Raw genomic sequence first — 24,692 nt, 5'->3', positions numbered from 1 at the left:
TCTACTCCGTGTCTCGGGTCAGCAGCGCGGCCAGCCCGGCCGCTGTGGGGGTGCGGAAGAACTCGGCGATCGGCAGTTCGGTCCCGAGCCGCTCGGTGATCCGGGTGCGCAGGACCACCAGCAGCATCGAGTGCCCGCCGAGGGTGAACAGGTCGTCGTCGGCGCCGACGGCGGCGACGTGCAGCACCTCCGCGAAGATCTCGCAGAGGGTCTTCTCCAGCGGCGTTTCCGGGGCACGGCCCCGGGTTTCGAACTCCGGCACCGGCAGCGCGGCCTTGTCTAGCTTCCCGTTGGGCGTCACGGGGAACGCGTCGAGCGGGACGATCGCCGCCGGCACCATGTACTCCGGCAGCGAGCGGGCCACGAACTCCCGCAGCCGCGCCGGGTCCGCGGCCGCCGGCGTCGTGTACGCCACCAGCCGCTTGTCCCGGTCTTCGCGGACGACGACCAGCGCCTGCGCCACGTCCTCGTGCCGGGTCAGCGCCGTCTCGATCTCGCCCGGTTCGATCCGGAACCCGCGGATCTTCACCTGGTCGTCGCTGCGGCCGAGGTATTCGAGCTGCCCGTCCGGCCGCCACCGCACGAGGTCGCCGCTGCGGTACATCCGCTCGCCCGGCTCGAACGGCGAGGCGACGAACCGGTCCGCGGTCAGCGAAGGACGCCGGTGGTAGCCGCGGGCCAGCCCGGCGCCGGCCAGGTACAGCTCGCCCGGCACCCCGGCGGGAACCGGCGAGAGGCCGCTGTCGAGGACGTACGCGCGGGTGTTGTGCACCGGGCGGCCGACCACCGGCCGGTCCGCGTCGGCGAACCGCCCGACGAGAGCGTCCACAGTGGCCTCGGTCGGCCCGTAGAGGTTGTACGCCGCCGTGCCCGGCATCGAACGCAACGTCTCCCACAGCTTCTGGGACACGGCCTCCCCGCCGACGCCGACGACGCTCAGCGCGCACCTCCCGCCCTCGATCACGCCCGCCTCGGCCAGCTGCGTGAAGTGCGACGGCGTGAGTTCGAGGAAGTCGAGCCCGCGGTCGCGCACCACCGCCGCCAGCCGCGCGGGGTCGCGGCGGGTCTCGTCGTCGACGACGTGCACCTCGTGCCCGTCGAGCAGCCACAGCTGCGGCTGCCAGGACGCGTCGAAGAAGAACGCCCACGCGTGCCCGACCCGCAGCCGCCGCCCGCCCGCCGCCGCGACCGCCGGGCGGTAGAGCCTCTCGCGGTGGCTGTGGAACAGGTTCACCAGCCCCGAATGCGGGATGACGACGCCCTTGGGCCGGCCCGTGGACCCGGACGTGTAGAGCACGTACGCCGGGTTCGCGGGCGACGGCGGCGTCAAGGCCGCGTCGGTGTCCACAATGTCCTCGACGAACAGCGCTCCCGGGACCGGCGTGGGCAGCGCGCGGCTGGTGAGCACCAGCGCCGCACCGGCGTCGGCGAGGATCGCGGCGATCCGGTCGGCCGGCTGGTCCGGGTCCACCGGCAGGTACGCCGCGCCCGTCTTGAACACGCCGAAGATCGCCTCGACGACCGCCGCCGACCGCGGCAGCACGAGCGCCACGACCTGCTCCGGACCCGCCCCCTGCGACGCGAGCCACCGGGCGAGGCGGTCGGTCCGCGCCGCGAACTCCGCGAAGGTGACGCTCGAACCGGCGTCGCTCAGCGCGGTCGCGTCCGGGGTCGCCGCCACCTGCGCGGCCAGCCGGTCGACGACCGTCGGCGCCGCCGTCGTCAGCGGCGCGCCGCTCCCCCACTCGCGCAGGATCCGTTCCCGCTCAAGGGGTTCGAGGACGTCGATCCGGCTCAGCGGCCGGTCCGGGTCCGCGACGACGGCGGTCATCAGCCGGACCAGGCGCTCGGCGAGCGTCCGGGCGGTCGGCTCGTCGAACAGGTCGAGGCTGAACTCGAGGTCGCCCTCGATGCCCTCGGGGGTTTCGACCAGGTCGAAGGACAGGTCGAACTTCGCCTGCCGCAGCCCGGTGTCCCGGTAGGCCGCGTCGAGCCCGAGCAGCCGCTCCCGCTCGGTGCCGGAGTGGTACACCGCGAGCATGACCTGGAACAGCGGGTGCCGGGCCAGCGACCGCGCCGGGTTGAGCAACTCGACGAGGTGCTCGAACGGCAGGTCCTGGTGGGCGTACGCGGCGAGGTCTGCCTCCCGCACGCGGGCCAGCAGGTCGCGGAACGTCGGGTCGCCGCCGGTGTCCGTGCGCAGGACCAGCGTGTTGACGAAGAACCCGGCGAGGTCCTCCAGCGCGTGGTCGGTGCGGCCGGCCACCGGTGTCCCCAGCGGGATGTCGGTGCCCGCGCCGAGCCGGGTCAGCAGGGCGGCCAGTGCCGCCTGCAGCACCATGAACGTGCTGGTGTCGCTGCCGTTCGCCAGTGCGCGCAGTCCCCTGTGGACCTCCGCGGGCACGGTGAACGACACCGCGGACCCGCGGTTGGTCGAGCGCGCCGGACGCGGCCGGTCCGCCGGGAGCGCCAGCTCGTCGGGCAGGCCGGCCAGGGTGTCGCGCCAGAACGCCGCCTGGCGGCCGAGCAGGCTGTCCGGGTCGTCGGCGCGGCCGAACATCTCGCGCTGCCACAGCGTGTAGTCCGCGTACTGCACCGGCAACGGCGTCCACTGTGGACGATCGCCCCGGAGCCGGGCGGCGTACGCGGTGTCGAGGTCCCGCTTCAGCGGCGGCAGCGACCAGCCGTCCCCGGCGGTGTGGTGCACCAGCAGCACGAACACGTGCCGCTCCGGCCCCGCGGAGACGAGCGTGGCGCGCACCGGGATTTCGGCGTCGAGGGTGAAGCAGTACGACGCGGCCGCGGTGACGGTCTCATCGAGATCGGTGGCCGTTTCGGTGACCAGATCCGGGCGGGCGCGGGCGTCGCCGGGGTCGAGGACGATCTGCCGCGGGGTGCCCTGCTCCGCCACCAGCAGCGTCCGGAGGACCTCGTGCCGCGCCACGACGTCGCGCACCGCCGCCTGCAGCGCGCCGACGTCGACCGCGCCGGTCAGCTCCCACGCCCACGGGATGTTGTAGGTCGCGGACGGCCCGTCGAGGCGGTCGAGGAACCACAGCCGCTGCTGCGCGAACGACAGCGGCAGGACGTCCGGCCGGGCGGCGGGCCGCAACGCCGGGCGGCTTTCGCGGCCCGGGTCCAGCACTTCCGCGAGCCGGGCCGGGGTCGGCGCGTCGAACACCGCCCGGATCGGCACCTCGACGCCGAGCAGCGCGCGGATCCGGCTGACCAGCCGCGTCGCCAGCAGCGAATGCCCGCCGAGGGCGAAGAACCCGTCGTCCGGGCCGACCGCCGGGACACCGAGGACGTCGGCGAACAGCTCGCACAGCGCCTGCTCGGCCGGGGTCCGCGCGACGCGGCCGGCAGCGCGGGTCCCGGGTGCGGGCAGGGCGGCGCGGTCGAGCTTGCCGTTGGCGTTCACCGGGAGCTCCGGCAGCACCACGACGGCCGCGGGCACGAGGTACTCCGGCAGCCGGGCGGCGAGGAGCGCCCGCAGCGCCACCGGGTCGCCCGCCGGCGCGACATAGGCGACCAGCGAGTTGTCGCGGGCGACGACGGCCGCGCGGGCGACCGAGGCGTCCGACGTCAGCACGGCTTCGACTTCGCCGGGCTCGACGCGGAACCCGCGGATCTTGATTTGCTGGTCGGCGCGGCCGAGGAACTCGAGCGCGCCGTCGAGACGGCGGCGGACGAGGTCGCCGGTGCGGTACATCCGCTCCCCCGCGTCGAACGGCGACGCCACGAACCGTTCCGCGGTGAGCGCGGGACGGCCGACGTAGCCCCGGGCGAGCCCGGCGCCGGCCAGGTACAGCTCGCCGCGCACGCCCGGCGGCACCGGCCGGAGACCGGCGTCGAGGACGTACGCGCGGGTGTTCGCCACCGGCCGTCCGATGGCCACCGGCCCGCACTCCTGCGCGAGGCTGTCGCCGGCGACCTCCGAGCAGCCGTAGAGGTTGACGAGTTTCGCCGACGGCCACCGGCTCGCGACCTTCTCGGCGAGCGCCGCGGAAAGCGGCTCACCACTGGTGATCCAGGTCGTCACCGAGGCGAACGCGTCGGCATCGGTGTCTTCGGCGAAGGTGTCGAGCAGGCTCGGCACCACGGTCAGCACCTGGGCGCCGGACGTCCGGACGAGTGCGGCGAGCGCGTGCGGGTCGGTGGCGGTCACGTCGTCGGCGAGCACCACCGGGTCGCCGGCGACGAGGCCGCCGAGCAGCTCGGTCGAGCCGTCGATGAACGTCAGCGCGCTCTTCGCGAGCCGGGTGCCCCCGGCGATCCCGCGGCCCCAGTGCAGCCGGTTCGCCAAGGCCAGCTGGGTACCGGCGACCGCCTTCGGGCGGCCGGTCGAGCCGGACGTGAAGATCACGTACGCGGGGTGGTCCGGGTCGATCGACGGCCACACCGGCTCGGGTCCCGTGTCACCCGGCCGGACCAGCCGGTCCCCGAAGCCGTCCTCGGCGATGACCAGGTGCGGCCGCGCGTCGGTGAGCATCAGCTCGACGCGCTCGGCCGGGTGGTTCCGGTCGAGGGGCAGGTAGGCGGCGCCGGTCTTGAGCACCGCGAGGAGCGCGACGACGAGGTCGGCCGACCGCGGCAGCGCGACGGCCACCACCCGCTCCGGGCCCGCACCCCGCGCGAGCAGGGCACGGGCGAGCGTCGTGGCCCGCGTGTCCAGTGCGGTGTAGCTGAGCCGCTCGTTGCCGAAGACCAGTGCGGTGGCGTCCGGCGTCCGGGCCACCTGCGCGGCGAACAGCGCACTCGGCGTTTTCGCCGGCAGCGGGGTCGCCGGCGCGGGGGCGAGCTGGTCGTGCTCGGCTTCGGTGAGCAGGTCGACGGCGCCGATCCGGGTGTCCGGGTCGGCGACGACGGCGGTCAGCAGCGTCCGGAGCCGGGCCAGGATCGCCTCGACGCTCTCGCGGTCGAAGACGTCGCTGTTGTACTCGGCGGTGCCGCGGATCCCGGCGCCCGCGTTTTCCCCGACGAAGAACACCAGGTCGGCGCGCGAAGTACCGGTGCGGACCGGCTCCTCCGCGACGGTCAGGCCGGGCAGGGTCAGGTCGGCGACGGCGTTGTTCTGCCAGGCGAGCATCGTCTGGAACAGCGGGTGGTACGCCAGCGACCGCGCCGGGTTCAGCGCCTCCACCAGCCGCTCGAACGGGACGTCCTGGTGGGCGTAGGCGTCGAGGCTGCGGTCCCGCACGCGGGCCACGAGGTCGCGGAACGTCGGGTCGCCGCCGGTGTCGACGCGCAGCACCAGGGTGTTGACGAAGAACCCGACGAGGTCGTCGAGCGCCTGGTCGGTGCGCCCGGCGATGGACGTGCCGATCGGGACGTCGGTGCCCGCGCCCAACCGGGTGAGCACCGCGGTGAGTCCCGCGTGCACGACCATGAACACGCTGGCCCCGCAGGCGCGGGCCAGGTCGACGAGTCCACTGTGGAGGCGCGCGTCCCAGCCGAAGGTGAACTGCTCGCCGCGGTAGGACGCTTCCGCCGGGTGCGGCCGGTCGGTCGGCAGCTCGATGCGTTCGGGCAGCCCGGCGAGGGCTTCGCGCCAGTACTCCAGCTGCGGCTCGATGACCGGCTCGCCGAGGACGTCCCGCTGCCACAGCGTGTAGTCCGCGTACTGCACCGGCAACGGCGTCCACTGTGGAGCCTCGCCGGCCTGGCGCGCGGTGTACGCCGTGGCGAGGTCCCGCCACAGCGGCGCGGTCGACCAGCCGTCGGAGGCGATGTGGTGGAACACCAGCACCAGCACGTGTTCCCGGGCACCGAGCCGCAGCAGCTCCGCGCGCAGCGGGATCTCGGTCTCCAGCTCGAACACCGTCCGGGCCGCTTCCGACACCGCGTCGGCGAGCGTGGCGGCGGTGACCTCGCGGACCGGCAGCGGGATCGAGACGTCTTCGAGCACCTGCTGCCGCGCTTCCCCGCCGATCTCGGGGAAGACCGTGCGGAGGGCTTCGTGGCGACCGACCACATCGGACAATGCCGTGTGCAGTGCGTCGACGTCGAGGGCACCGGTGAGCCGCACCGCGGTCGGCATGTTGTACGTCGCCGACGGCCCTTCGAGGCGGTGCAGGAACCACAGCCGCTGCTGGGCGAACGACAGCGGCAGCACATCCGGCCGCGGCTCGGCGCGGGTCAGGGCGGGGCGGGCGGCCGAGGCGTCGGCGGCGGCCAGCAGCGTGGCGAGCCCGGCCACGGTCGGCGTCTCGAACACCGACCGCACCTGCAGCTCGACGCCGAAGACCGCGCGCAGCCGCGCGACCAGCCGCGTCGCCATCAGCGAATGGCCGCCGAGGGCGAAGAAGTCGTCGTCGACGCCGACCGCCGAGGTGTCGAGGACTTCGGCGAAGAGCCCGCACAGGACCTCTTCGACCGGGGTCCGCGGCGCCCGCCCGGTGGTCGCGGCCTGCTGGTCCGGGCTCGGCAGCGCGCGGCGGTCGAGCTTGCCCGACGCGAGCAGCGGCAGCCGGTCCAGCAGCACGAACGCCGAGGGCACCATGTACTGCGGCAGCCGGTCGCGGACGTGCGCCCGCAGCGCCGCCACCAGCGCGCTCGTGTCCCGCTGCCCCGCCGGGTGGTTGCCGAGCGCCTCGAGCGCGGCGCGGACCGGCCGGGTGCGGTGGATCCGGGTCGGCGCACCGGTGGTGAACACGAATTCCAGCGTGCCCGCGTCCGCGGTCACAGTCGCGTACACGCGGTAGCCGTGGCGCTCGCCCAGAGCGTGCAGGGTCTCCGGGTCCACTCCGGACTGTTCGCTGTCCAAAGCGGACAGTGCCGCGTCGGCGTCCCCGTCCGCCAGCGCCGCGACGGCGGCCAGCTCGCCGGACAACCGCGCGTTCGGCACCCCGGTGACGCGCAGCCGGGCCGGACCGTCCGCCAGCCGCGTTTCCAGCTCGTCGAGCGACCTGAACGCGACGACGTCTTCGGCCGGCGGCACCGGCTTCGGCGCCTTGCGCAGCACGACGTCGTAGCGGTGCCGGGTCAGCTCGTTGTGCGCGTGGCCGCGCTTGACCCAGAGGTCGACGTCGTCGAACCCGTCGAGTTCCCGGCTCAGCGCCGCGAAGAAGTCCGGGTCGAGCACCAGCTCGCCTTCCCGGGCGATCGCCTGGTCGGCGGCCGCGGCGTCCCGGCGGCCGTGGCGCAGCTCGGTCGCGGTCCGGAACGCCCGCAGCGAGCGCAGGTTCCGGATGTCGCCGAGGAAGACCACGCCGCCCGGCCGGACGCGCGCGGCGGCCGTGCGGATCACCTCGGCGAGGTAGCCGACGCTCGGGAAGTACTGCGCGACGGAGTTGATGATCACCGTGTCGAACGGCTCGTCCGGCAGCTCGCCGAGGTCGTGCGCCGGGCGCGCGGCCAGGTGGACCTTGCCCGCGAACGACGTCGCCGCGAGTTCACGCCGCAGGTTCGCGATGGCCTTCTCGGACAGGTCGACGCCCCAATACTCCTCGGCGTCCGGCGCGATCCGGGACAGAATCAGCCCGCTCCCGACCCCGATCTCCAGGACCCGCCCGAACCCCGCACTTTCACGTGAAAGTGCGGGGTTCGCCAGCGAGCGGATGCGGTCGATCGTCGCCGCGTGCCACTCGCGCATCTCGTCGAGGGGGATCTCGGTGCCGTCGTAGCTGGAGTTCCAGCCGGTGAAGTTCTCCTCCAGGCCACCGGCTGCCGCGTCGGTGAAGACGTTCTCGTGCAGCTCACGCCACTCGCCGACGTGCTCCAGCTCCGCCGCTTCGTCCCGTCCGGTCGAGGGCACGGCGTAGGCGATGAGCCTGCCGTCCCGCGCGACGACGACGGACTGCCCGACCGCCGGGTGCTCGGCCAGCACCGACTCGATCTCGCCCAGCTCGATCCGGTACCCGCGGATCTTGACCTGGTCGTCCGCCCGGCCCAGGAACACCAACCGCCCATCCGGCAGCCACTTCACCAGGTCACCCGTCCGGTAGAGGCGTCCGCCGGAACCGAACGGGTCCGCCACGAACCGCTCCGCCGTCAGCCCCGGCCGCCCGAGGTAACCCCGAGCCAAGCCGGAGCCCGCGAGGTACAGCTCCCCCACCACGCCGGGCGGGACCGGCCGCAGCCCGGCGTCGAGCACGTACGCGCGGGTGCCGGGGTCGGGGACGCCGATCGGGACGACCGTCGCGTCCGCCAGCTCGGCCGGGTCGCTTTCGCCCAGCGTCGAGTTGGTGGTCGCTTCGGTCGGGCCGTAGGCGTTGAACATCCGCCGCCCCGGCGCCCACCGCCGCACCAGCTCCGGCGACACGCGTTCCGTACCCGCGAGCAGGACGCTGTCGCGCGGCAGGTCGAGGTCGGCCGGCATGGCGTCGAGCAGAGCGGGCGGCAGGATCATGAAGTCGACGGCGTGCCGGTGCGCGTACTCGGTCAGCGCCGGCCCGGCGACGCGGCGTTCGGCCGGGACGACCACCAGCCGGCCACCGGACAGCAGCCCGAGGCACAGGTCCCAGAACGCGACGTCGAAGCTCGGCGACGCGAACTGCAGCACCCGGCTGTGCGGCCCGACGCCGAACCGCTCGACCTGCGTGGCGATCAGCTTCGCCACACCGGAGTGCTGGAGCACGACACCCTTCGGCCGCCCCGACGAACCGGAGGTGTAGATCACGTAGGCCGCGTTCTCCGGCTTGACCGGTACCACCGGATCCACTGTGGACATCTCAGCGAGCGCCGGGTCGTCGAGCAGGACCCGCGGCAGGGTCGCGGGCAGCTTCGCCTCGACCTCCCGGGTCGTCACCACGCAGACCGGGCGCGCGTCGCCGGCCATGTAGGCGATCCGGTCGGCCGGGTAGTCGACGTCGATCGGCAGGTAGGCCGCGCCCGCCTTGAGGACGGCCAGCTCCGCGACGATCATGTCGAGCGAGCGCGGCACGGCCAGCGCGACCACCCGCTCGAGACCGGCACCCCGGGCGAGCAGCAGGTTCGCCAGCCGGTTCGCGCGGGCGTCCACCTCCGCGTAGGTGAGTTCCTCGTCCTCGAAGACGAGCGCGATCGCGTCCGGCGCCTCGGCGACGCGGCGGGCGAACATCCCGGGGAACGTCTCCGTGCCCGCGGGGTCGAGGGAGCCGGCCCACTCGGTGAGCACGCGGTCCCGCTCGTCCCCGGCGAGCAGGTCGAGGGCGCCGACCGGGCGGTCCGGTTCGGCCAGCGCCGCGCGCAGCAGCACTTCGAGGCGGCGCAGGATCGCGTCCGCGCCGGCGTGGTCGAAGACGTCGGCGTTGAACTCCAGCACGCCGTCGATCCCGGCTTCGCGCTCGGTCAGCGAGATCGCCAGGTCGAACTTCGACGTCCCGGTCGTCACCGGGATCTCGGAGACGGTCAGGCCGGGCAAGGTCACTTCGGCGCGGGCGTTGTTCTGCCCGGCGATCATCACCTGGAACAGCGGGTGGTAGGACAGCGACCGCGCCGGGTTCAGCACCTCGACGAGCCGCTCGAACGGCACGTCTTGGTGGGCGTACGCGTCCAGATTGCGCTCGCGGACGCGGGCCACGAGGTCGCGGAACGACGGCTCGCCGCCGGTGTCCACCCGCAGCACCAGCGTGTTGACGAAGAACCCGACCAGGTCGTCGAGTGCCTGGTCGGTGCGCCCGGCGATGGGCGAGCCGATCGGCACGTCGGTACCCGCGCCCAGGCGGGTGAGGAGGGCGGCGAGGGCCGCGTGCACGACCATGAACACGCTGGCGCCGCACTCGCGGGCCAGCTCGGCCAAGCGGGCGTGGAGCCCGGCGTCCCAGCCGAAGGTGTGCAGCTCGCCGCGGAACGTCGCGGTCGCCGGGTGCGGCCGGTCCAGCGGCAGTTCGATCCGGTCTGGCATGCCGTCGAGCGCGTCGCGCCAGTAGTCCAGCTGCGCGCTGAGGACGCTGTCGGGATCGTCCTCGCGGCCGAGCAGTTCCCGTTGCCACAGCGTGTAGTCCGCGTACTGCACCGGCAGCGCCGTCCACTGTGGAGGCTCCCCGGCGTGGCGGGCGGCGTAGGCCGTGGCGATGTCGCGCCACAGCGGGGCCATCGACCAGCCGTCGGACGCGATGTGGTGGAACACCAGCGCGAACACGTGCTCGCCCGCGCCGGTCCGGAGCAGTTCCGCCCGCACCGGCACCTCGTGTTCGAGGTCGAAGGGCCCGCGGACGAGCCCGGTCAAGGCCGCGTCGACGTCCGCGACCTCGCGCACCGGCAGGCTGACCGCCGCGGGCGGGAGGATGTCCTGGTAGGGCACCCCGTCCCCCTGCGGGAACCGGGTGCGCAGGGCCTCGTGCCGGGCGACCACGTCGGTGAGCGCCGCACGCAGCGCTTCGACGTCGAGGTCGCCTTCGAGGCGCATGATCAGCGGCACGTTGTAGGTGGCCGACGGCCCTTCGAGGTGGTGCAGGAACCACAGCCGCTGCTGGGCGCCGGACAGCGGCACGAACTCGGGCCGCCGCTGCCGGACCAGCGGCGGGCGCGCGGTCCCGCCGGCGGTGCCAAGCACCTCGGCGAGCCCGGCGGCGGTCGGGCGCTCGAACACCGACCGGACTTCCAGCTCGGCGTTCAGGGTCGTCCGGATCCGGGCGATCAGCCGGGTGGCCAGCAGGGAATGGCCGCCGAGGGCGAAGAAGCTGTCGTCCGGGCCGACCCGCGGCAGGCCGAGGACATCGGCGAACAGCTCGCAGAGCTGCCGTTCGAGCGACGTGCGCGGCTCGCGGTCCGACGTCGGCGCCACCGGGTCCGGCGACGGCAGGGCGCGGCGGTCGAGCTTGCCGTTGGCGGTCACCGGGAGCGCGTCGAGGACGACGATCGCCGAGGGCACCATGTGCTCCGGCAGCCGCTCGGCGGCCAGAGCCCGCAGGTCCGCGGACAGCGTGCTGACGCGGCGGAAGCGTCCGGGGTTTCCGGTGTAGGACAGCAGCGGTCCGGAGCCGGGCCGGAACGCACCGGCGGTCTCGCCCGTCGTGAACAGGACGTCCACGGAGCCGTCACCGGCCGCGGACCAGGTGACGACCGTGCGGAAGCCGCGGGCCTCGCCGAGTTCGTACCAGTCCTCGGGATCGACGCCGTCCGCGATGCGTCCATTGGGGACACCGTCGACGCGCACCCCGTCGCCGAGCCGCGCCCCCACCGCATCCACAGTGGACACATCCGCGCCCCAGGCGAGCACCGGGACGTCCGGCTCCGCGGCGGCTCCCGGCCGCAGGACGACGTCGTAGCGGTACTGGGTCAGCTCGTTGACGGCCCGGCCGCGCTTGACGCGGACGTCCGCGGCGACCCCGTCGAGACCGGCGAAGAACTCCGGTGCGACGAGCAGTTCCTTCTCCCGCAGCAGGTTCTGCTCGACGTCGCCACCGCGTACCTCGGCCACGGCGGTGTGGAACGCCCGGACCTGGCGCAGGTCCCGGACGTCGCCGACGAACAGCGCCCCGCCCGGGGCCAGCAGGTCCAGCGCTTTCCGCACGACGTCGAGCAAGTAGGTCCCGCTCGGGAAGTACTGGATGACGGAGTTCAGCACGATCGTGTCGAAGAACCCGGACGGCAGGCCGGTGACGTCGGCGGCGTCGCGGGTGCGGAGTTCGACACGTCCGGCCAGCTCCGGATCGGCCTCGACCCGGCGGCCCAGCGCCGCGATGACCTCGGCGGAGAAGTCCGTGCCCCAATAGGTTTCGCAGTCCGGGGCCAGCTCGGTCAGCAGCAGGCCGGTGCCGACGCCGATCTCCAGGACTCGTTTCGGTGCCAGGGAACGGATCCGCGTGACGATGGCGTCGCGCCACTCGCGCATCTCGGCCACCGGGATCGGCTCGCCGGTGTAGCTGGAGTTCCACCCGGCGAAGGCGTCGCCGTCCCCGGAGTACATCGAGTCGTACAGCGCACGCCATTCGCCGACCTGCTCGGTCTCGTCACCGGCGGCGCTTTCGGTGTCGGCGGGCACGACGTACCCGACCAGGCGCACGTCACCCGGGCGGTCTTCGCGGGCGACGACCACGGCGTGGGCGACGTCGTCGTGCGCGGACAGCGTCGCGGCGATCTCGCCGGGTTCGACGCGGAAACCGCGGATCTTGACCTGCTCGTCGCCACGGCCGAGGAACTCGAGGACACCGTCGGCGCGGAAGCGGGCGAGGTCGCCCGTGCGGTACATCCGCGTGCCGGGGGCGCCGAACGGGTCGGCGACGAACCGTTCCGCGGTGAGCCCGGCCCGGCCGAGGTAGCCCCGGGCGAGCTGGACACCGGCGAGGTACAGCTCGCCGGCCGTGCCGGGCGGTACCGGGCGCAAGGCGGCGTCGAGCACGTAGGTCCGGGTGTTCCAGACCGGGCGGCCAATCGGGACCGTGCTGTCCACAGTGGACGTGTGCCAGGCCGTGACGTCGACCGAAGCTTCGGTGGGGCCGTAGAGGTTGTGCAGTTCGGCGTCCAGCACCCGGCCGAACTGCGTGACCGCGTCCGGCGGCAGCGCCTCCCCGCTGCAGAGGACCCGGCGCAGGCTCGTGCACTCCCCCGCCGCCGGCTCCTGCAGGAAGACCTGCAGCATCGACGGGACGAAGTGGACGGTCGTGATCCCGCGGTCGCGGATCAGCCGGGCCAGGTAGGCGGGATCCTTGTGCCCGTCCGGTCGCGCGAGCACCTCGGTGGCACCGGTGACGAGCGGCCAGAGGAACTCCCACACCGAGACGTCGAAGCTGGACGGCGTCTTCTGCAGCACCCGGTCGTCGCCGGTCAGGGCGTACTCGTCCTGCATCCACAGCAGCCGGTTGACGATGCCCTCGTGCGGCACGACGACACCCTTGGGCCGCCCCGTCGACCCGGAGGTGTAGATCACGTAGGCCGGGTTTTCCGGCCGCAGCACGACGTCGAGCGGTGCATCGGACACGCCGGCGACGGTGTCCGGGTCGTCGAGGAGCAGGGCACCCGGGACGGCGGTCTCCCCGACGGCCAGCACCAGCGCCGGAGCGGCGTCTTCGAGCATGAACGCGATGCGGTCCGCCGGGTAACTGGGGTCGAGCGGGAGGTAGGCCGCGCCCGTCTTGAGCACCGCGAGGATCGCCGTCACCAGGTGCGTCGAGCGCGGCAGGGCGAGGGCGACCACGCGCTCGGGCCCGGCGCCCCGCGCGGCCAGGACACGGGCGAGGCGGTTCGAAGCGGCGTCGAGTTCGGCGTAAGTCAGCTCGTCGTCCTCGAAGACCAGCGCGAGGTGGTCCGGGGTGCGGGTGGCCTGAGCGGCGAACAGCTCGGGCACGGTGACCGCCGGCACGTCCTCGACCGGACCGGACCAGGTCGCTTCGAGGCCGTCGCGCTCGGCCGGGGTGAGCACGTCGAGGGTGCCGAGGCGGCGGTCCGGCGCCGAGACGACCTGGCGGAGCAGGACTTCCAGCCGGTCGAGGAGCCCGGTCACGGTGGCCCGGTCGAAGACCTCGGCGTTGAACTCGGCCTGGCCGTGCAGCCCGTCGGCGCGTTCGGTGAAGGAGAACCAGAGGTCGAACTTGGCCGTGCCGGTGCCGACCGGCTGCTCGGTGACCGTGAGCCCGGGCAGCTCGACGCCGGCGCCGGGGGTGTTCTGCCAGGCGAGCATGGTCTGGAACAGCGGGTGGTGCGCCAGCGAACGCGCCGGGTTGAGCGCTTCGACGAGCCGCTCGAACGGCACGTCCTGGTGGGCGTACGCGTCCAAGCTGCGTTCGCGCACCCGGGCGACGAGGTCGCGGAAGGACGGGTCGCCGCCGGTGTCCACCCGCAGCACCAGGGTGTTGACGAAGAAGCCGACCAGGTCGTCCAGCGCCGGGTCGGTGCGGCCGGCGATCGGGGTGCCGATCGGGATGTCCGTGCCGCCGCCGAGCCGGGACAGCAGCGCGGTCAGGCCCGCGTGCACGACCATGAACGGGCTGGCGCCGCACGCGCGTGCGAGGTCCGCGAGGCCGGCCTGGAGCCCGGCGTCCCAGGCGAAGGTGAAGAAGCCGCCGCGGTAGGCGGACACGGCCGGGTGCGGGCGGTCGAGCGGGAGGGTGATCCGCTCGGGCAGGCCGTCGAGCGCGCCGCGCCAGTAGTCGAGCTGCTTGCCCTCCTCGGCGGCGAGCAGTTCCCGTTGCCAGAGCGTGTAATCCGCGTACTGGACCGGCAACGGGGTCCACTCGGGAGCGTCGCCGCGGAGGCGGGCGCGGTACGCCGCGGCGATGTCCTGCCAGAGCGGCGACAGCGACCAGCCGTCGGCGGCGATGTGGTGCACGACCAGGACGAGCACGTGCCGGCGCGGGTCCACGGTCAGCAGCTCGGCGCGCACCGGGACACCGGCGCCGAGGTCGAAGATCCCGCGCACGAGAGCGTCCACTTCGGCGTCCACATCGGACACGTCGCGGACGGTCAGCCCGACGGTCCCTTCGGGCAGGACTTCCTGGTACGGCACGCCGTCGACGACCGGGAAGACCGTGCGCAACGCCTCATGCCGGGCCAGGACGTCGTTCAGCGCCGAGCGCAGCGCGTCGACGTCCAGCTCGCCGGACAGGCGCATGACGAGCGGGACGTTGTAGGTCGCCGACCCGCCTTCGAGGCCGTGCAGGAACCACAGCCGCTGCTGCGCGAACGACAGCGGCAGCCGCTCGGGCCGTTCGGTGACGCGGGTCAGCGGACGCCGTTCGGTGCCGGTAACGGGTCCGGCGAGGAGTTCGGCGAGCGCGGCCGGGGTCGGCGCGTCGAACACCGCGCGCACCGGCACCTCGGCGCCGACAGCCGCGCGGATGCGCTGGACCAGCCGGGTGGCCAGGAGGGAATGCCCGCCGAGGGCGAAGAAGTCGTCGTCCGGCCCGGCCTGCGGCACGCCGAGGACGTCGGCGAACATTTCGCACAGCAATTGTTCGACGGGGTTGCGGGGCGCGCGGCCCGGTCCGGCGGTGAACCGTTCGGGGCTCGGCAGCGCCTTGCGGTCGAGCTTGCCCGAGGCCAGCACCGGCAGCTTGTCCAGCACGACGAACGCCGACGGCACCATGTAGAGCGGCAACCGGTCCCGCACGTGCGCGCGCAGCGACGCGACGAACGCGCCGGTCTCCCGCCGGGCCGCCGGGTTGTTGGCGTACGACCCGGGCGCACCGGTCCGGCGCCCCGGCCGGTAGGTGCGCCCCAATGTGGCCTTGGTTGCGTCTGACGCACCGAAGGCCGCCTTGGGTGCGTCAGACGCACCGAAGGCCACATTGGGGCGATCGAAGACGGCTTCCAGCTCGCCGGGCTCGGCGGCCAGCGTCACCGCGACCCGGTAACCGGCGCTGTCGCCGAGGCGGTGCAGGGCTTCGGGGTCGACGCCGTCGCGCCTGTCGAGGGCTTCGAGAGCCGCCGCCGGGGCGGCGTCGTCGAGGCCGCGGACCGCGGCCAGCTCGCCGGACAGCCGCGCGTCCGGGATGCCGGTGACGCGCAGCCGCTCCGGCGCCTCGGCGGCCAGGAACCGCTCGACCGCGCCGAGGTCGCCGAACGCGACGACCTGCTCATCGGCCGCGGCCGGCCGGGATCCCTTGCGCAGCACGACGTCGTAGCGGTGCCGGGTCAGCTCGTTGTGCGCGTGGCCGCGCTTGACCCACAGGTCGACGTCGTCGAACCCGTCGAGGCCGCGGGCCAGCGCCGGGAAGAAGTCCGGGTCGAGCACCAGCTCGCCCTCGCGCGCGATGGCCTGGTCGACCGCCGCGACGTCGCCCCGGCCGTGCCGCAGCTCGACGGCGGTCCGGAACGCCCGCAGCGAACGCAGGTTGCGGATGTCGCCGAGGAAGATCGTCCCGCCGGGCTTCAGGACTCCGGCGGCGGTCTTCACGACCTCCGCGAGGTAGTCCGCACTCGGGAAGTACTGCGCGACCGAGTTGATGATCACCGTGTCGAACGGCTCGTCCGGCAGCTCGCCCAAGTCGTGCGCCGGGCGCGCGGCCAGGTGGACCTTGCTCGCGAACGACGTCGCCGCGACCTCGCGCCGGACGTTCTCGATCGCGCTCTCGGACAGGTCGACGCCCCAGTACTCCTCGGCGTCCGGCGCGATCCTCGACAGGATCAGCCCACTCCCGACCCCGATCTCCAGCACCCGCCCCAAAGCCGCACTTTCACGTGAAAGTGCGGGGTTCGCCAGCGAGCGGATGCGGTCGATCGTCGCCGCGTGCCACTCGCGCATCTCGCTCAGCGGGATTTGCGAGCCGTCGTAGCTGGAGTTCCAGCCGGCGAAGTTCTCTTCGATGCCCCGGGAGCCGGCGAGCATCTCTTCGTGGACGTCGTGCCATTCGGCGACGTGCCCCTGCTCGGCCGCCTGGTCGCGGTCGGGCACCGGCACGGCGTACGCGATCAGCCGCCCGTCCTGCGCGACGACGACCGACTGGCCCACGCGCGGGTGCTCGGCCAGCACCGACTCGATCTCGCCGAGTTCGATCCGGTACCCGCGGATCTTGACCTGGTCGTCCGCCCGGCCCAGGAACACCAACCGCCCATCCGGCAGCCACTTCACCAGGTCACCGGTCCGGTAGAGGCGTCCGCCGGAACCGAACGGGTCCGCCACGAACCGCTCCGCCGTCAGCCCCGGCCGCCCGAGGTAACCCCGCGCCAGACCCGAGCCCGCGAGGTACAGCTCGCCGACGGCGCCGACCGGGACCGGGGCCAGGTGCGCGTCGAGGACGTAGGCCCGGGTCCCCGGGTCGGGGACGCCGATCGGTACGGCCGAGCCCGGCGCGATCTCCGGGTCGCACAGCCCGAGCGTCGAGTTGGTCGTGGCCTCGGTCGGGCCGTAGGCGTTGAACATCCGCCGCCCCGGCGCCCACCGACGCACCAGCTCCGGCGACACGCGCTCGGTGCCCGCGAGCAGCACGCTGTCGCGCGGCAGGTCGCAGTCCTCGGGGAACTCGGCGAGCAGCGCGGGCGGCAGGATCATGAAGTCGACGCCCTTGGCGTGGGCGTACTCGGCCAGCTCCGGCCCGGGCACCCGCCGCTCGGCGGGCACGATCACCAGCCGGCCACCCGAGAGCAGCCCGAGGCACAGGTCCCAGAACGCGACGTCGAAGCTCGGGGACGCGAACTGCAGCACGCGGCTGTGCGGGCCCACGCCGAATCGCTCCGACTGCGTCGCCACCAGTTTCGCCACGCCCGCGTGGGAAACCACGACTCCCTTGGGCCGTCCGGTGGAACCCGAGGTGTAGATGACGTAGGCCGCGTTCGCCGGGACGATCGGGGCCGCCGGATCCGTGGCCGGTGCCGCGTCGAGGTCCGCTTCGTCCAGGAGCAGGACGTCGCCGTCGAAGCGGCCGGCGAGTTCGCTCGTGGTCACCACGCACACCGGGCGCGCGTCGGACACCATGAAGGCGATCCGCTCGGCCGGGTAGTCCTGGTCCAGCGGCAGGTAGGCGGCGCCGGCCTTGAGCACCGCCAGCTCGGCCACGATCATCTCGAGCGAGCGCGGGACGGCGAGGGCGACCACGCGTTCCGGCCCGGCACCGCGGCCGATGAGGACGTGGGCGAGCCGGTTGGCGCGCGCGTCCAGTTCGGCGTAGGTCAGCTCCTCGTCCTCGAAGACGAGCGCGACGGCGTCCGGGTGCTCGCGGACCCGGGCCGCGAACAGCTCCGGCAGCGTCGAAAGCGGTGTCGCGAGGTCGGTGTCGTTCCAGCCGTCCAGGATCTCCCGCAGCTCCGGCGCGCTCATCAGGGCGAGCCGGTCGACCGGCCACTGTGGACGCTCGGCCGCTTCGGCGAGGAGGTGACCCAGGTGTCCGAGCATGCGGTCCACAGTGGACTCGTCGAGGACGTCGGGGCGGTAACGCAGCCCGGCCGCGGTCAGGTTCAGGTCCAGCGGGAGGTCCGTTTTGGCGCCGAAGCCGACGTTGACGAGCAGCGCTCCCCCGCGCCCGGGCTCGGGGTCCAGCTCGGCGACCAGGTCGGCGAACGGCACCTCGTGCGCCAGCGCTGCCTCGCGCGCCTCGCGCACGCGCGCCACGACGTCGGCGAAGCCGGGCGAGCCGCCCAGGTCCACCCGCAGCGGCACCAGCGAGCCGATCCCGAGCAGGACGTCGGCGGTTCCCGCATACCGGGACAACAGCACCGTGAACGCCGCCAGCAGCGTCAGCTCGTCGACCTCCGGCACCGGCCGGCCGAGCACCACCGGCGTGGCGGGCTCCGCGGGGTAGGGCCGGTCGACCGGCAGCGGCAGCTCCTTCGGCGCCGAAGCGAGGCGGTCACGCCAGAAACCCAGCTCCGACACCTGCTGCACAGCGTCACCGTTGCTCACCGGTAGACCAGCCTCCCGCTGCTCACGGCGCCTCAGCCGAGGCGCTGACTTAGGTGACCCTAACAAACGGATGGTGAGGATGCACTCCTGTACCATCGGTTAGCCTTACCTAAAATCAGTACCAGTCGGAGGTGCGGTGCGAACAGACCCCGGAGGGATCGCTCTCACGCGACGCCCGCCACACACGGGCCGCGCGCTCGGTCTGCTGGCCGCTCTCGGTGTCCTGGTTTTCCTGTGCCTGCTGAGCGTCTGGCTGGGCTCGAAGGAGATCTCCCTCGGCGCCGTCTGGCAGGTGCTGTGGCACGACGACGGCTCGGCCGACGCGGTGATCATCCACAGTGTCCGGATGCCGCGGACCCTGCTCGCCGTCCTGGTGGGCGCCGCGCTCGGCCTGGCGGGCACCGTGATGCAGGCGCTGACCCGCAACCCGCTGGCCGACCCGGGACTGCTGGGCATCAGCGCCGGGGCCGCGTTCGCCATCGTCTTCTCGATCACCGTGCTCGGGGTCAGTTCGCTCTACGGCTACGTCTGGTTCGCCTTCGCCGGCGCGCTCGGCGCGACCGCCGTCGTGTACTACCTCGGCACCCGCGGCCGCAGCGGATCGAGCCCGGTCAAGCTGGCCCTCGCCGGGGCCGCCGTCACGGCGCTGCTCGGTTCGTTCACCAGCGCGATGGTGCTGTCGGATCCGGTGGCGCTCAACCGCTTCCGCTTCTGGTCGGCCGGTTCCCTCGCCGGCGTCGACGGTGGTTCACTGCTGCGGATCCTGCCGTTCCTGCTCGTCGGCGTGGTGCTGGCGGTCGCGAGCGGCCCGGCGCTGAACAGCCTCGCGCTCGGTGACGACGTCGCGGTCGCGCTCGGGCGGCGGCTCGGCCCGCTGCGGCTGCGCGGCGCTTTGGCCATCACGCTGCTGACCGGCGCGTCGGTCGCCGTCGCCGGCCCGATCGTCTTCCTCGGCCTGATCGTCCCGCACGCCGTCCGGTTCCTCATCGGCCCCGACCACCGCTGGCTGCTGCCCTACACCGCGGTGCTCGCGCCGTGCCTGCTGCTGGCCGCCGACATCCTCGGCCGCGTCATGGCGCGGCCCGGGGAGATCCGCGCCGGCGTGATCGTCGCGTTCCTCGGTGCCCCCTTCTTCATCTACCTCGTCCGCCGCCGCAAGCTGGTGGAATCCTGATGAGCCTGCTGCAGCGCGACCGCGTCACCTTCCGCCTCGCGAAACCCGCGGTGTCCGGCCAGATCCGGCTCCGGCTCGCCGCCGTCTCGCTGGTCCTCGCCGTGCTGGCGTTCGCGTTGTTCTGCGTGGGCATGACGATCGGCGACGTCCCGCTCAGCGTGTCGGACGTGCTGTCGGCGGTGTTCGGCGGCGGCGACAGCGGAACCGCTTACATCGTCGGAGAACTGCGCCTGCCGCGGGCGCTGACCGGGCTGCTCGCCGGGGTCGCGTTCGGCGCGTCCGGCGCGGTGTTCCAGACCATCACCCGCAACCCGCTGGCGAGCCCGGACATGATCGGCATCAACGCGGGCGCGGCCACCGCCGTCGTCGCGGGGATCTCGTTCGGCTTCGGCGGCGGCCTCGGCACCACGACGCTCGGCCTGCTCGGCGGGCTCCTGACCGGGTTGCTCGTGTACGTGCTGGCGTGGCGGCGCGGCACCACGGGCTACCGGATCATCCTGGTCGGCATCGGCATCTTCGCGATGTGCACCAGCCTGACCGACTACCTGCTCAGCCGCGCGCAGATCACCGAAGCGCAGGCGTCGATCGGCTGGCTCGTCGGGAACCTCGCCAACCGCGGCTGGGAGCACGTCCTGCCCTTGGCGGGCGCGCTCGCGGTGCTGCTGCCCCTGCTGCTGGCGCTGTCGCGCTGGATGCGCACGCTGCAGCTCGGCGACGAGGTGGCCGCCGGGCTCGGCACGCCGGTCCAGCCGGTCCGGCTCGGCCTGCTGCTGGCCGGCGCCGGGCTGGTCGCCTTCGCGACGGCGTCCGCGGGCCCGGTTTCGTTCGTGGCGCTGACCGCGCCGCAGATCGCGCAACGCCTGGCGCGCCAGACGTCGCCGCCGCTCATCGCGTCCGCGCTCACCGGCGCGGTCGTCGTGCTGGGCAGCGACATCCTGGCGCGCACCGTCACGGCGTCCCCGTTGCCGGTCGGCATCGTGACCGGCGCGCTGGGCGCCCCGCTCCTGCTCTGGCTGCTGGCCAGGGCCAACCGATCCGGTTCCGGAGGCTGACCCATGGAAACACCGTCATTGCGGGTGCAGCAGCTGCGCGTCGCCTACGACGACCGGATCGTCATCGACGACCTCGACCTCGACATCCCGCCGGGCCGGATCACCGCGATCGTCGGGGCGAACGCGTGCGGGAAGTCGACGCTGCTGCGCACGCTGGCCCGCCTGCTCACGCCGAAGTCGGGCGGGGTCTACCTCGACGGCCGCTCGATCCACGACCTGCCGACCCGCCAGGTCGCCCAGCGGCTCGGGATCCTGCCGCAGTCCCCGGTGGCGCCCGAAGGCATGACGGTCTCCGACCTCGTCGGCCGCGGCCGCGCGCCGCACCAGAGCTGGTGGCGCCAATGGTCCACTTCGGACGAAGGCGCGGTGCGCGCGGCCCTGGCGGCCACGGAGATGACCGACCTGGCCGACCGCCCGGTCGACGAGCTGTCGGGCGGCCAGCGCCAGCGCGCGTGGATCGCGATGGCGGTCGCGCAGGGCACCCCGGTGCTGCTGCTCGACGAGCCCACGACGTACCTCGACCTGGCGCACCAGATCGACGTGCTCGACCTGGTCGTCGACCTCAACCGCGGCGAAGGCCGCACGGTCGTGATGGTGCTGCACGACCTGCCGCAGGCCTGCCGCTACGCCGACCACGTGATCGCGATGAAGGCCGGCCGGATCGTGGCTTCCGGCGCGCCGGCGGACGTCATCACCGAGGAACTGGTGGACGAGGTGTTCGACGTCCGCTGCCAGATCACCCCGGACCCGGTGAGCGGCACCCCGATGGTGATCCCGATCAGCCGCCACCACCCCGCCCCGGCGCACCAGGGCTGAGCTATCCTGGGGTTCGGCCCGCCCCGCGTGTTCCGGGGAACGTCCGGCCGAAACCCCCCTCTAGGAAGCAGAGCCATGTTCGTGCTGCCCGAAATCACCACCGGTCCCGAGCGCCACCTGCTGGAAGCCACGATGGACCGCCAGCGGCGCGCCGTCATCGACGTCGCCCGCGGGCTGTCCGAGACCGACGCCCGCGTGCGGCTGGTCGCGTCCGCGACCACGCCGATCGGGCTGGTCAAGCACGCCGCCATGGCCGAGCGCCGGTGGTTCCAATGCCTCCTGCAGGGCCTCGACGAGTCCGAATGCGACGGTCCGACCACGCCGGGCGATCCCAGTTTCGCCGTCGCGGAAGGCGAAACCGTGGCCGACGTGATCGCCGAGTTCGAGCGGGCCAGCGCGCGCTCGCACGAGATCGCGGCCCGCTTCGACCTCGACGAGACCCGGACCCACGACGTCCTCGGCGAGGTCACCCTCCGGTTCGTCTACCTGTTGCTGATCGAGGACTTCGCCCGCCACGCCGGCCACGGCGACATCCTGCGGGAGCAGCTCAGCGAGCGCTGACCGCGTACTCCCCCGCCGTCGGCCGGCGGAACGAGCCTCATGCTCTGGTCGAAGTTTCCGCGCGGACGCGCCGACCGACGGCTCCGAAATCGAAGACGTGGCCAAGCAGCCTTGAGCCAGCAGTTCCGTCACGGCTGGTTACCCGATACGCCGAACGACGCACCGGGCTTGGTCAGGTTGCGCGATTAGTGGCGTGCGCCACAGTTAGCAGGATTTTTTTTATCATCAGCCGCGAACAACACACCAGCGGCCGCCGCCGCGATCGTCACCAGCAGCCACAGAAGCTGCCAATGGCTGATGCCGCCGTTGACCCCGGCCAGAACCTGCGCTCCTCCTGAAGACGCGACAAAGACCGCCGCTACCTGCGCACGCGTCGGACGGACGAGCATGTGCTCGAGTATTCCACAACCGCCTGCAACAACGAGACCGCTCGCGAATCCGACTGCGAGAAGGACAGACTGGTGGCGAACTCGTCCGGCGCGTCCGTCAGCGAGCGCTGACCGCGTACTCCCCCGCCGGCTCCGCGACCACCCGCCGGTCCACAACGGACTGGAGGATCTCCCCCACGCGCACCGCCGTGTTCGACAGCAGCGACGACGTGATGCCGTGCGTGTGCTCGGTGCCGCCTTGGAGGTAGATCCCGCCGCGCAGCGCCGGTTCCGTCGTGAGGCGGTAGTCGCGCTCGACGCGCAGGCGGCCGTCCTCGTCCCGCGAACAGCGGGCGCCCAGCTCGCCCAGCAGCGGTGTCGGGTCGGCGGGCCGGTACCCGGTGGCGTAGACGACCGCGTCGGCTTCCAGCACCGTGCGCTCGCCCGTCGTCAGCGATTCGACCGTGGCCGTCACGGCGGTCCCGGTGTCGGTCACCTCGACCGGGCGCGAGACGTTCAGCAGCCGCAGCCGTTCCACGCCGAGCACCTTCTCGCGGTAGACGCGGCGGTACAGCTCGTCGATCAGGTCGATGTCGACGGCCGAGTAGTTCGTGGCGCCGTGGTAGCGCATCAGGCGGTCCTTGACCGGCTCACCCGCGCGGTAGAACTGGTCGACGGCTTCCGGGTCGAAGATCCGGTTCGCGAACGAGCTGTCGTCGGCCGGGCTGTAGCCGTAGCGGGCGAACACGGCGCACACCTCGGCGTGCGGGAACTCGTCGTGCAGCAGCGCGGCCACCTCGGCCGCGCTCTGCCCGGCACCCACGACGACGAACCGCTTCGGCGAGGTGCCGCGCAGGGCGTCGACGCGGAACAGCAGTTCGCTGTTGTGCCAGATCCGCGGCCCGGCGGCGATCCCCTCGGGCAGCTGCGGGCGCAGGCCCGTGCCGACCACCAGGTTCCGGGCGCGCAACGCCGAGCCGTCCGACGCCTCGACGTCGAAGTAGGCCACTTCCGAGCCGTCGTACACCGGCTTCACCGAGACAACCTCGGTGCCGTAGGAGACGACGTCGTCGACCTTCGCGGCCGCCCACTCGAAGTAGTCGTGGAACTCGACCCGCAGCGGGAAGAGGTTCTTGTGGTTGATGAAGTCGACCAGCCGCCCCGCGGCGTGCAGGTAGTTGAGGAAGCTGAACTCGCTGGTCGGGTTCCGCATGGTGACCAGGTCTTTCAGGAACGAGACCTGCATGGTGGCGGTGTCGATGAGCATCCCGCGGTGCCAGCCGAACTTCGGCTGCCGTTCGAGGAAGTGCGCGGTCACCGGTTCCCCGGCGCCGGCGTTGTGCTCGGCGAGGGCGATCGCGAGGGCCAGGTTCGAGGGTCCGAAACCCACGCCGACGATGTCGTAGATCGGGACCTCTGCAGTCATGTTGCTCCCTCGCGCGCTCCGGTACCGTCAGGGAACCCTAACCTAACTTAGGCGAGCCTCGCCTAGTACGTTCGTGGTGATGTTCGTCCCCCGATCATGAAAGGCACTCTCGAATGCGCGTGGCGATGTTCGGCTACCAGACCTGGGGGCACCGGACCCTGCAGGCGCTCATCGACGCGGGGCACGACGTCGCCCTCGTGGTGACGCACCCGAAGAGCGACCACGCGTACGAGCGGATCTGGGCCGACTCGGTCGCCGACCTCGCCGAGGCCAACGGCATCCGCGTGCTGCTGCGCAATCGCCCGGACGACGCCGAGTTGCTGGCCGAGCTCAAGGCCGCGGACCTCGACCTGATCGTCGCGAACAACTGGCGCACCTGGCTGCCCCCGGAGATCTTCGAGCTCCCGCGGCACGGCACGCTCAACATCCACGACTCGCTGCTGCCGGCGTACGCGGGCTTCTCCCCGCTCATCTGGGCGCTGATCAACGGCGAGCCGGAGGTCGGCGTCACCGCCCACATGATGGACGGCGAGCTGGACGCGGGTGACATCGTCCTCCAGCGCGCGATCCCGGTCGGCCCGGCGGACACCACGACGGACCTGTTCCACCGCACGGTCGACCTGATCGCCCCGCTCACGGCCGAGGCCATCTCGAAGATCGAGACGGGCTACACCCCGGTGCCGCAGGACCGCTCGAAGGCCAGCTTCTTCCACAAGCGCGCCCGCCGCGACAGCCTGATCGACTGGACCCTCCCGCCGGCGGACCTCGAACGCTTCGTGCGCGCGCTGTCGGATCCGTACCCGAACGCGTTCACCTACCACCGCGGCGAAGAGCTGCGGATCCTCAAGGCGTCGGTGTCGGCGGGGAACTACGGCGGCACGCCGGGCCGGATCTTCATCAAGGAGGGCGACGGCGTCGTGGTCGTGGCCGGCCCGGACGCGCGGCGCGGGCAGTCGCCCGGCCTGGTGGTCGAGCGGGTCCGCACCGCCGACGGGACGGACCTGGCGGCGCACGAGTACTTCAAGACCATGGGCGGGTACCTGACCGACCGGCCGTGACCCGGTGAGCGGGAAGTCCTGGCCGCCGCGGGGTTCCG

8 protein-coding genes are annotated in these 24,692 nt (G+C 72.9%); 5 read left to right on the top strand and 3 right to left on the bottom strand.

Features of this window, described 5'->3' with window-relative positions:
• Position 1: 1 nt before the first annotated feature.
• Positions 2-18,199: a non-ribosomal peptide synthetase gene (locus EIY87_RS45250; protein ID WP_125316253.1), complete on the bottom strand. Its 18,198-nt coding sequence runs from the start codon at positions 18,197-18,199 to the stop codon at positions 2-4.
• A gap of 136 nt (positions 18,200-18,335) precedes the next feature.
• On the opposite strand from EIY87_RS45250, the gene EIY87_RS45245 reads away from it, so the two are divergent.
• From EIY87_RS45245 to EIY87_RS45230, 4 genes are all read left to right on the top strand, one after another.
• A complete protein-coding gene (locus EIY87_RS45245) occupies positions 18,336-19,373 on the top strand; it encodes a FecCD family ABC transporter permease (protein WP_125316252.1) in 1,038 nt (345 codons plus the stop codon).
• A complete protein-coding gene (locus tag EIY87_RS45240; protein WP_125316251.1) occupies positions 19,373-20,425 on the top strand; it encodes a FecCD family ABC transporter permease in 1,053 nt (350 codons plus the stop codon). The genes EIY87_RS45245 and EIY87_RS45240 overlap by 1 nt, the downstream gene beginning before the upstream one ends.
• A gap of 3 nt (positions 20,426-20,428) precedes the next feature.
• On the top strand, positions 20,429-21,241 hold the full coding sequence (locus tag EIY87_RS45235) for an ABC transporter ATP-binding protein (protein WP_125316250.1): 813 nt from the start codon (positions 20,429-20,431) through the stop codon (positions 21,239-21,241).
• Between the two features lie 75 nt (positions 21,242-21,316).
• Positions 21,317-21,802 (top strand): DinB family protein, encoded by a 486-nt coding sequence (locus EIY87_RS45230; RefSeq protein ID WP_125316249.1) that lies wholly within the window; start codon positions 21,317-21,319, stop codon positions 21,800-21,802.
• A gap of 185 nt (positions 21,803-21,987) precedes the next feature.
• Here EIY87_RS45230 and EIY87_RS45225 read toward each other — a convergent pair whose 3' ends face one another.
• On the bottom strand, positions 21,988-22,191 hold the full coding sequence (locus EIY87_RS45225; protein ID WP_125316248.1) for a hypothetical protein: 204 nt from the start codon (positions 22,189-22,191) through the stop codon (positions 21,988-21,990).
• Positions 22,192-22,288: 97 nt separating this feature from the next.
• Positions 22,289-23,596 (bottom strand): lysine N(6)-hydroxylase/L-ornithine N(5)-oxygenase family protein, encoded by a 1,308-nt coding sequence (locus EIY87_RS45220; protein ID WP_125316247.1) that lies wholly within the window; start codon positions 23,594-23,596, stop codon positions 22,289-22,291.
• Between the two features lie 113 nt (positions 23,597-23,709).
• Here EIY87_RS45220 and EIY87_RS45215 point away from each other — a divergent pair, with 113 nt between their 5' ends.
• A complete protein-coding gene (locus EIY87_RS45215; protein WP_125316246.1) occupies positions 23,710-24,654 on the top strand; it encodes a methionyl-tRNA formyltransferase in 945 nt (314 codons plus the stop codon).
• Positions 24,655-24,692: the final 38 nt, after the last annotated feature.

Origin of the sequence: Amycolatopsis eburnea (assembly GCF_003937945.1) — a bacterium.
Taxonomy (GTDB): domain Bacteria; phylum Actinomycetota; class Actinomycetes; order Mycobacteriales; family Pseudonocardiaceae; genus Amycolatopsis; species Amycolatopsis eburnea.
The sequence above is the reverse complement of the archived record's forward strand: the minus strand, read 5'-3'. Positions and strand labels throughout refer to the sequence as shown.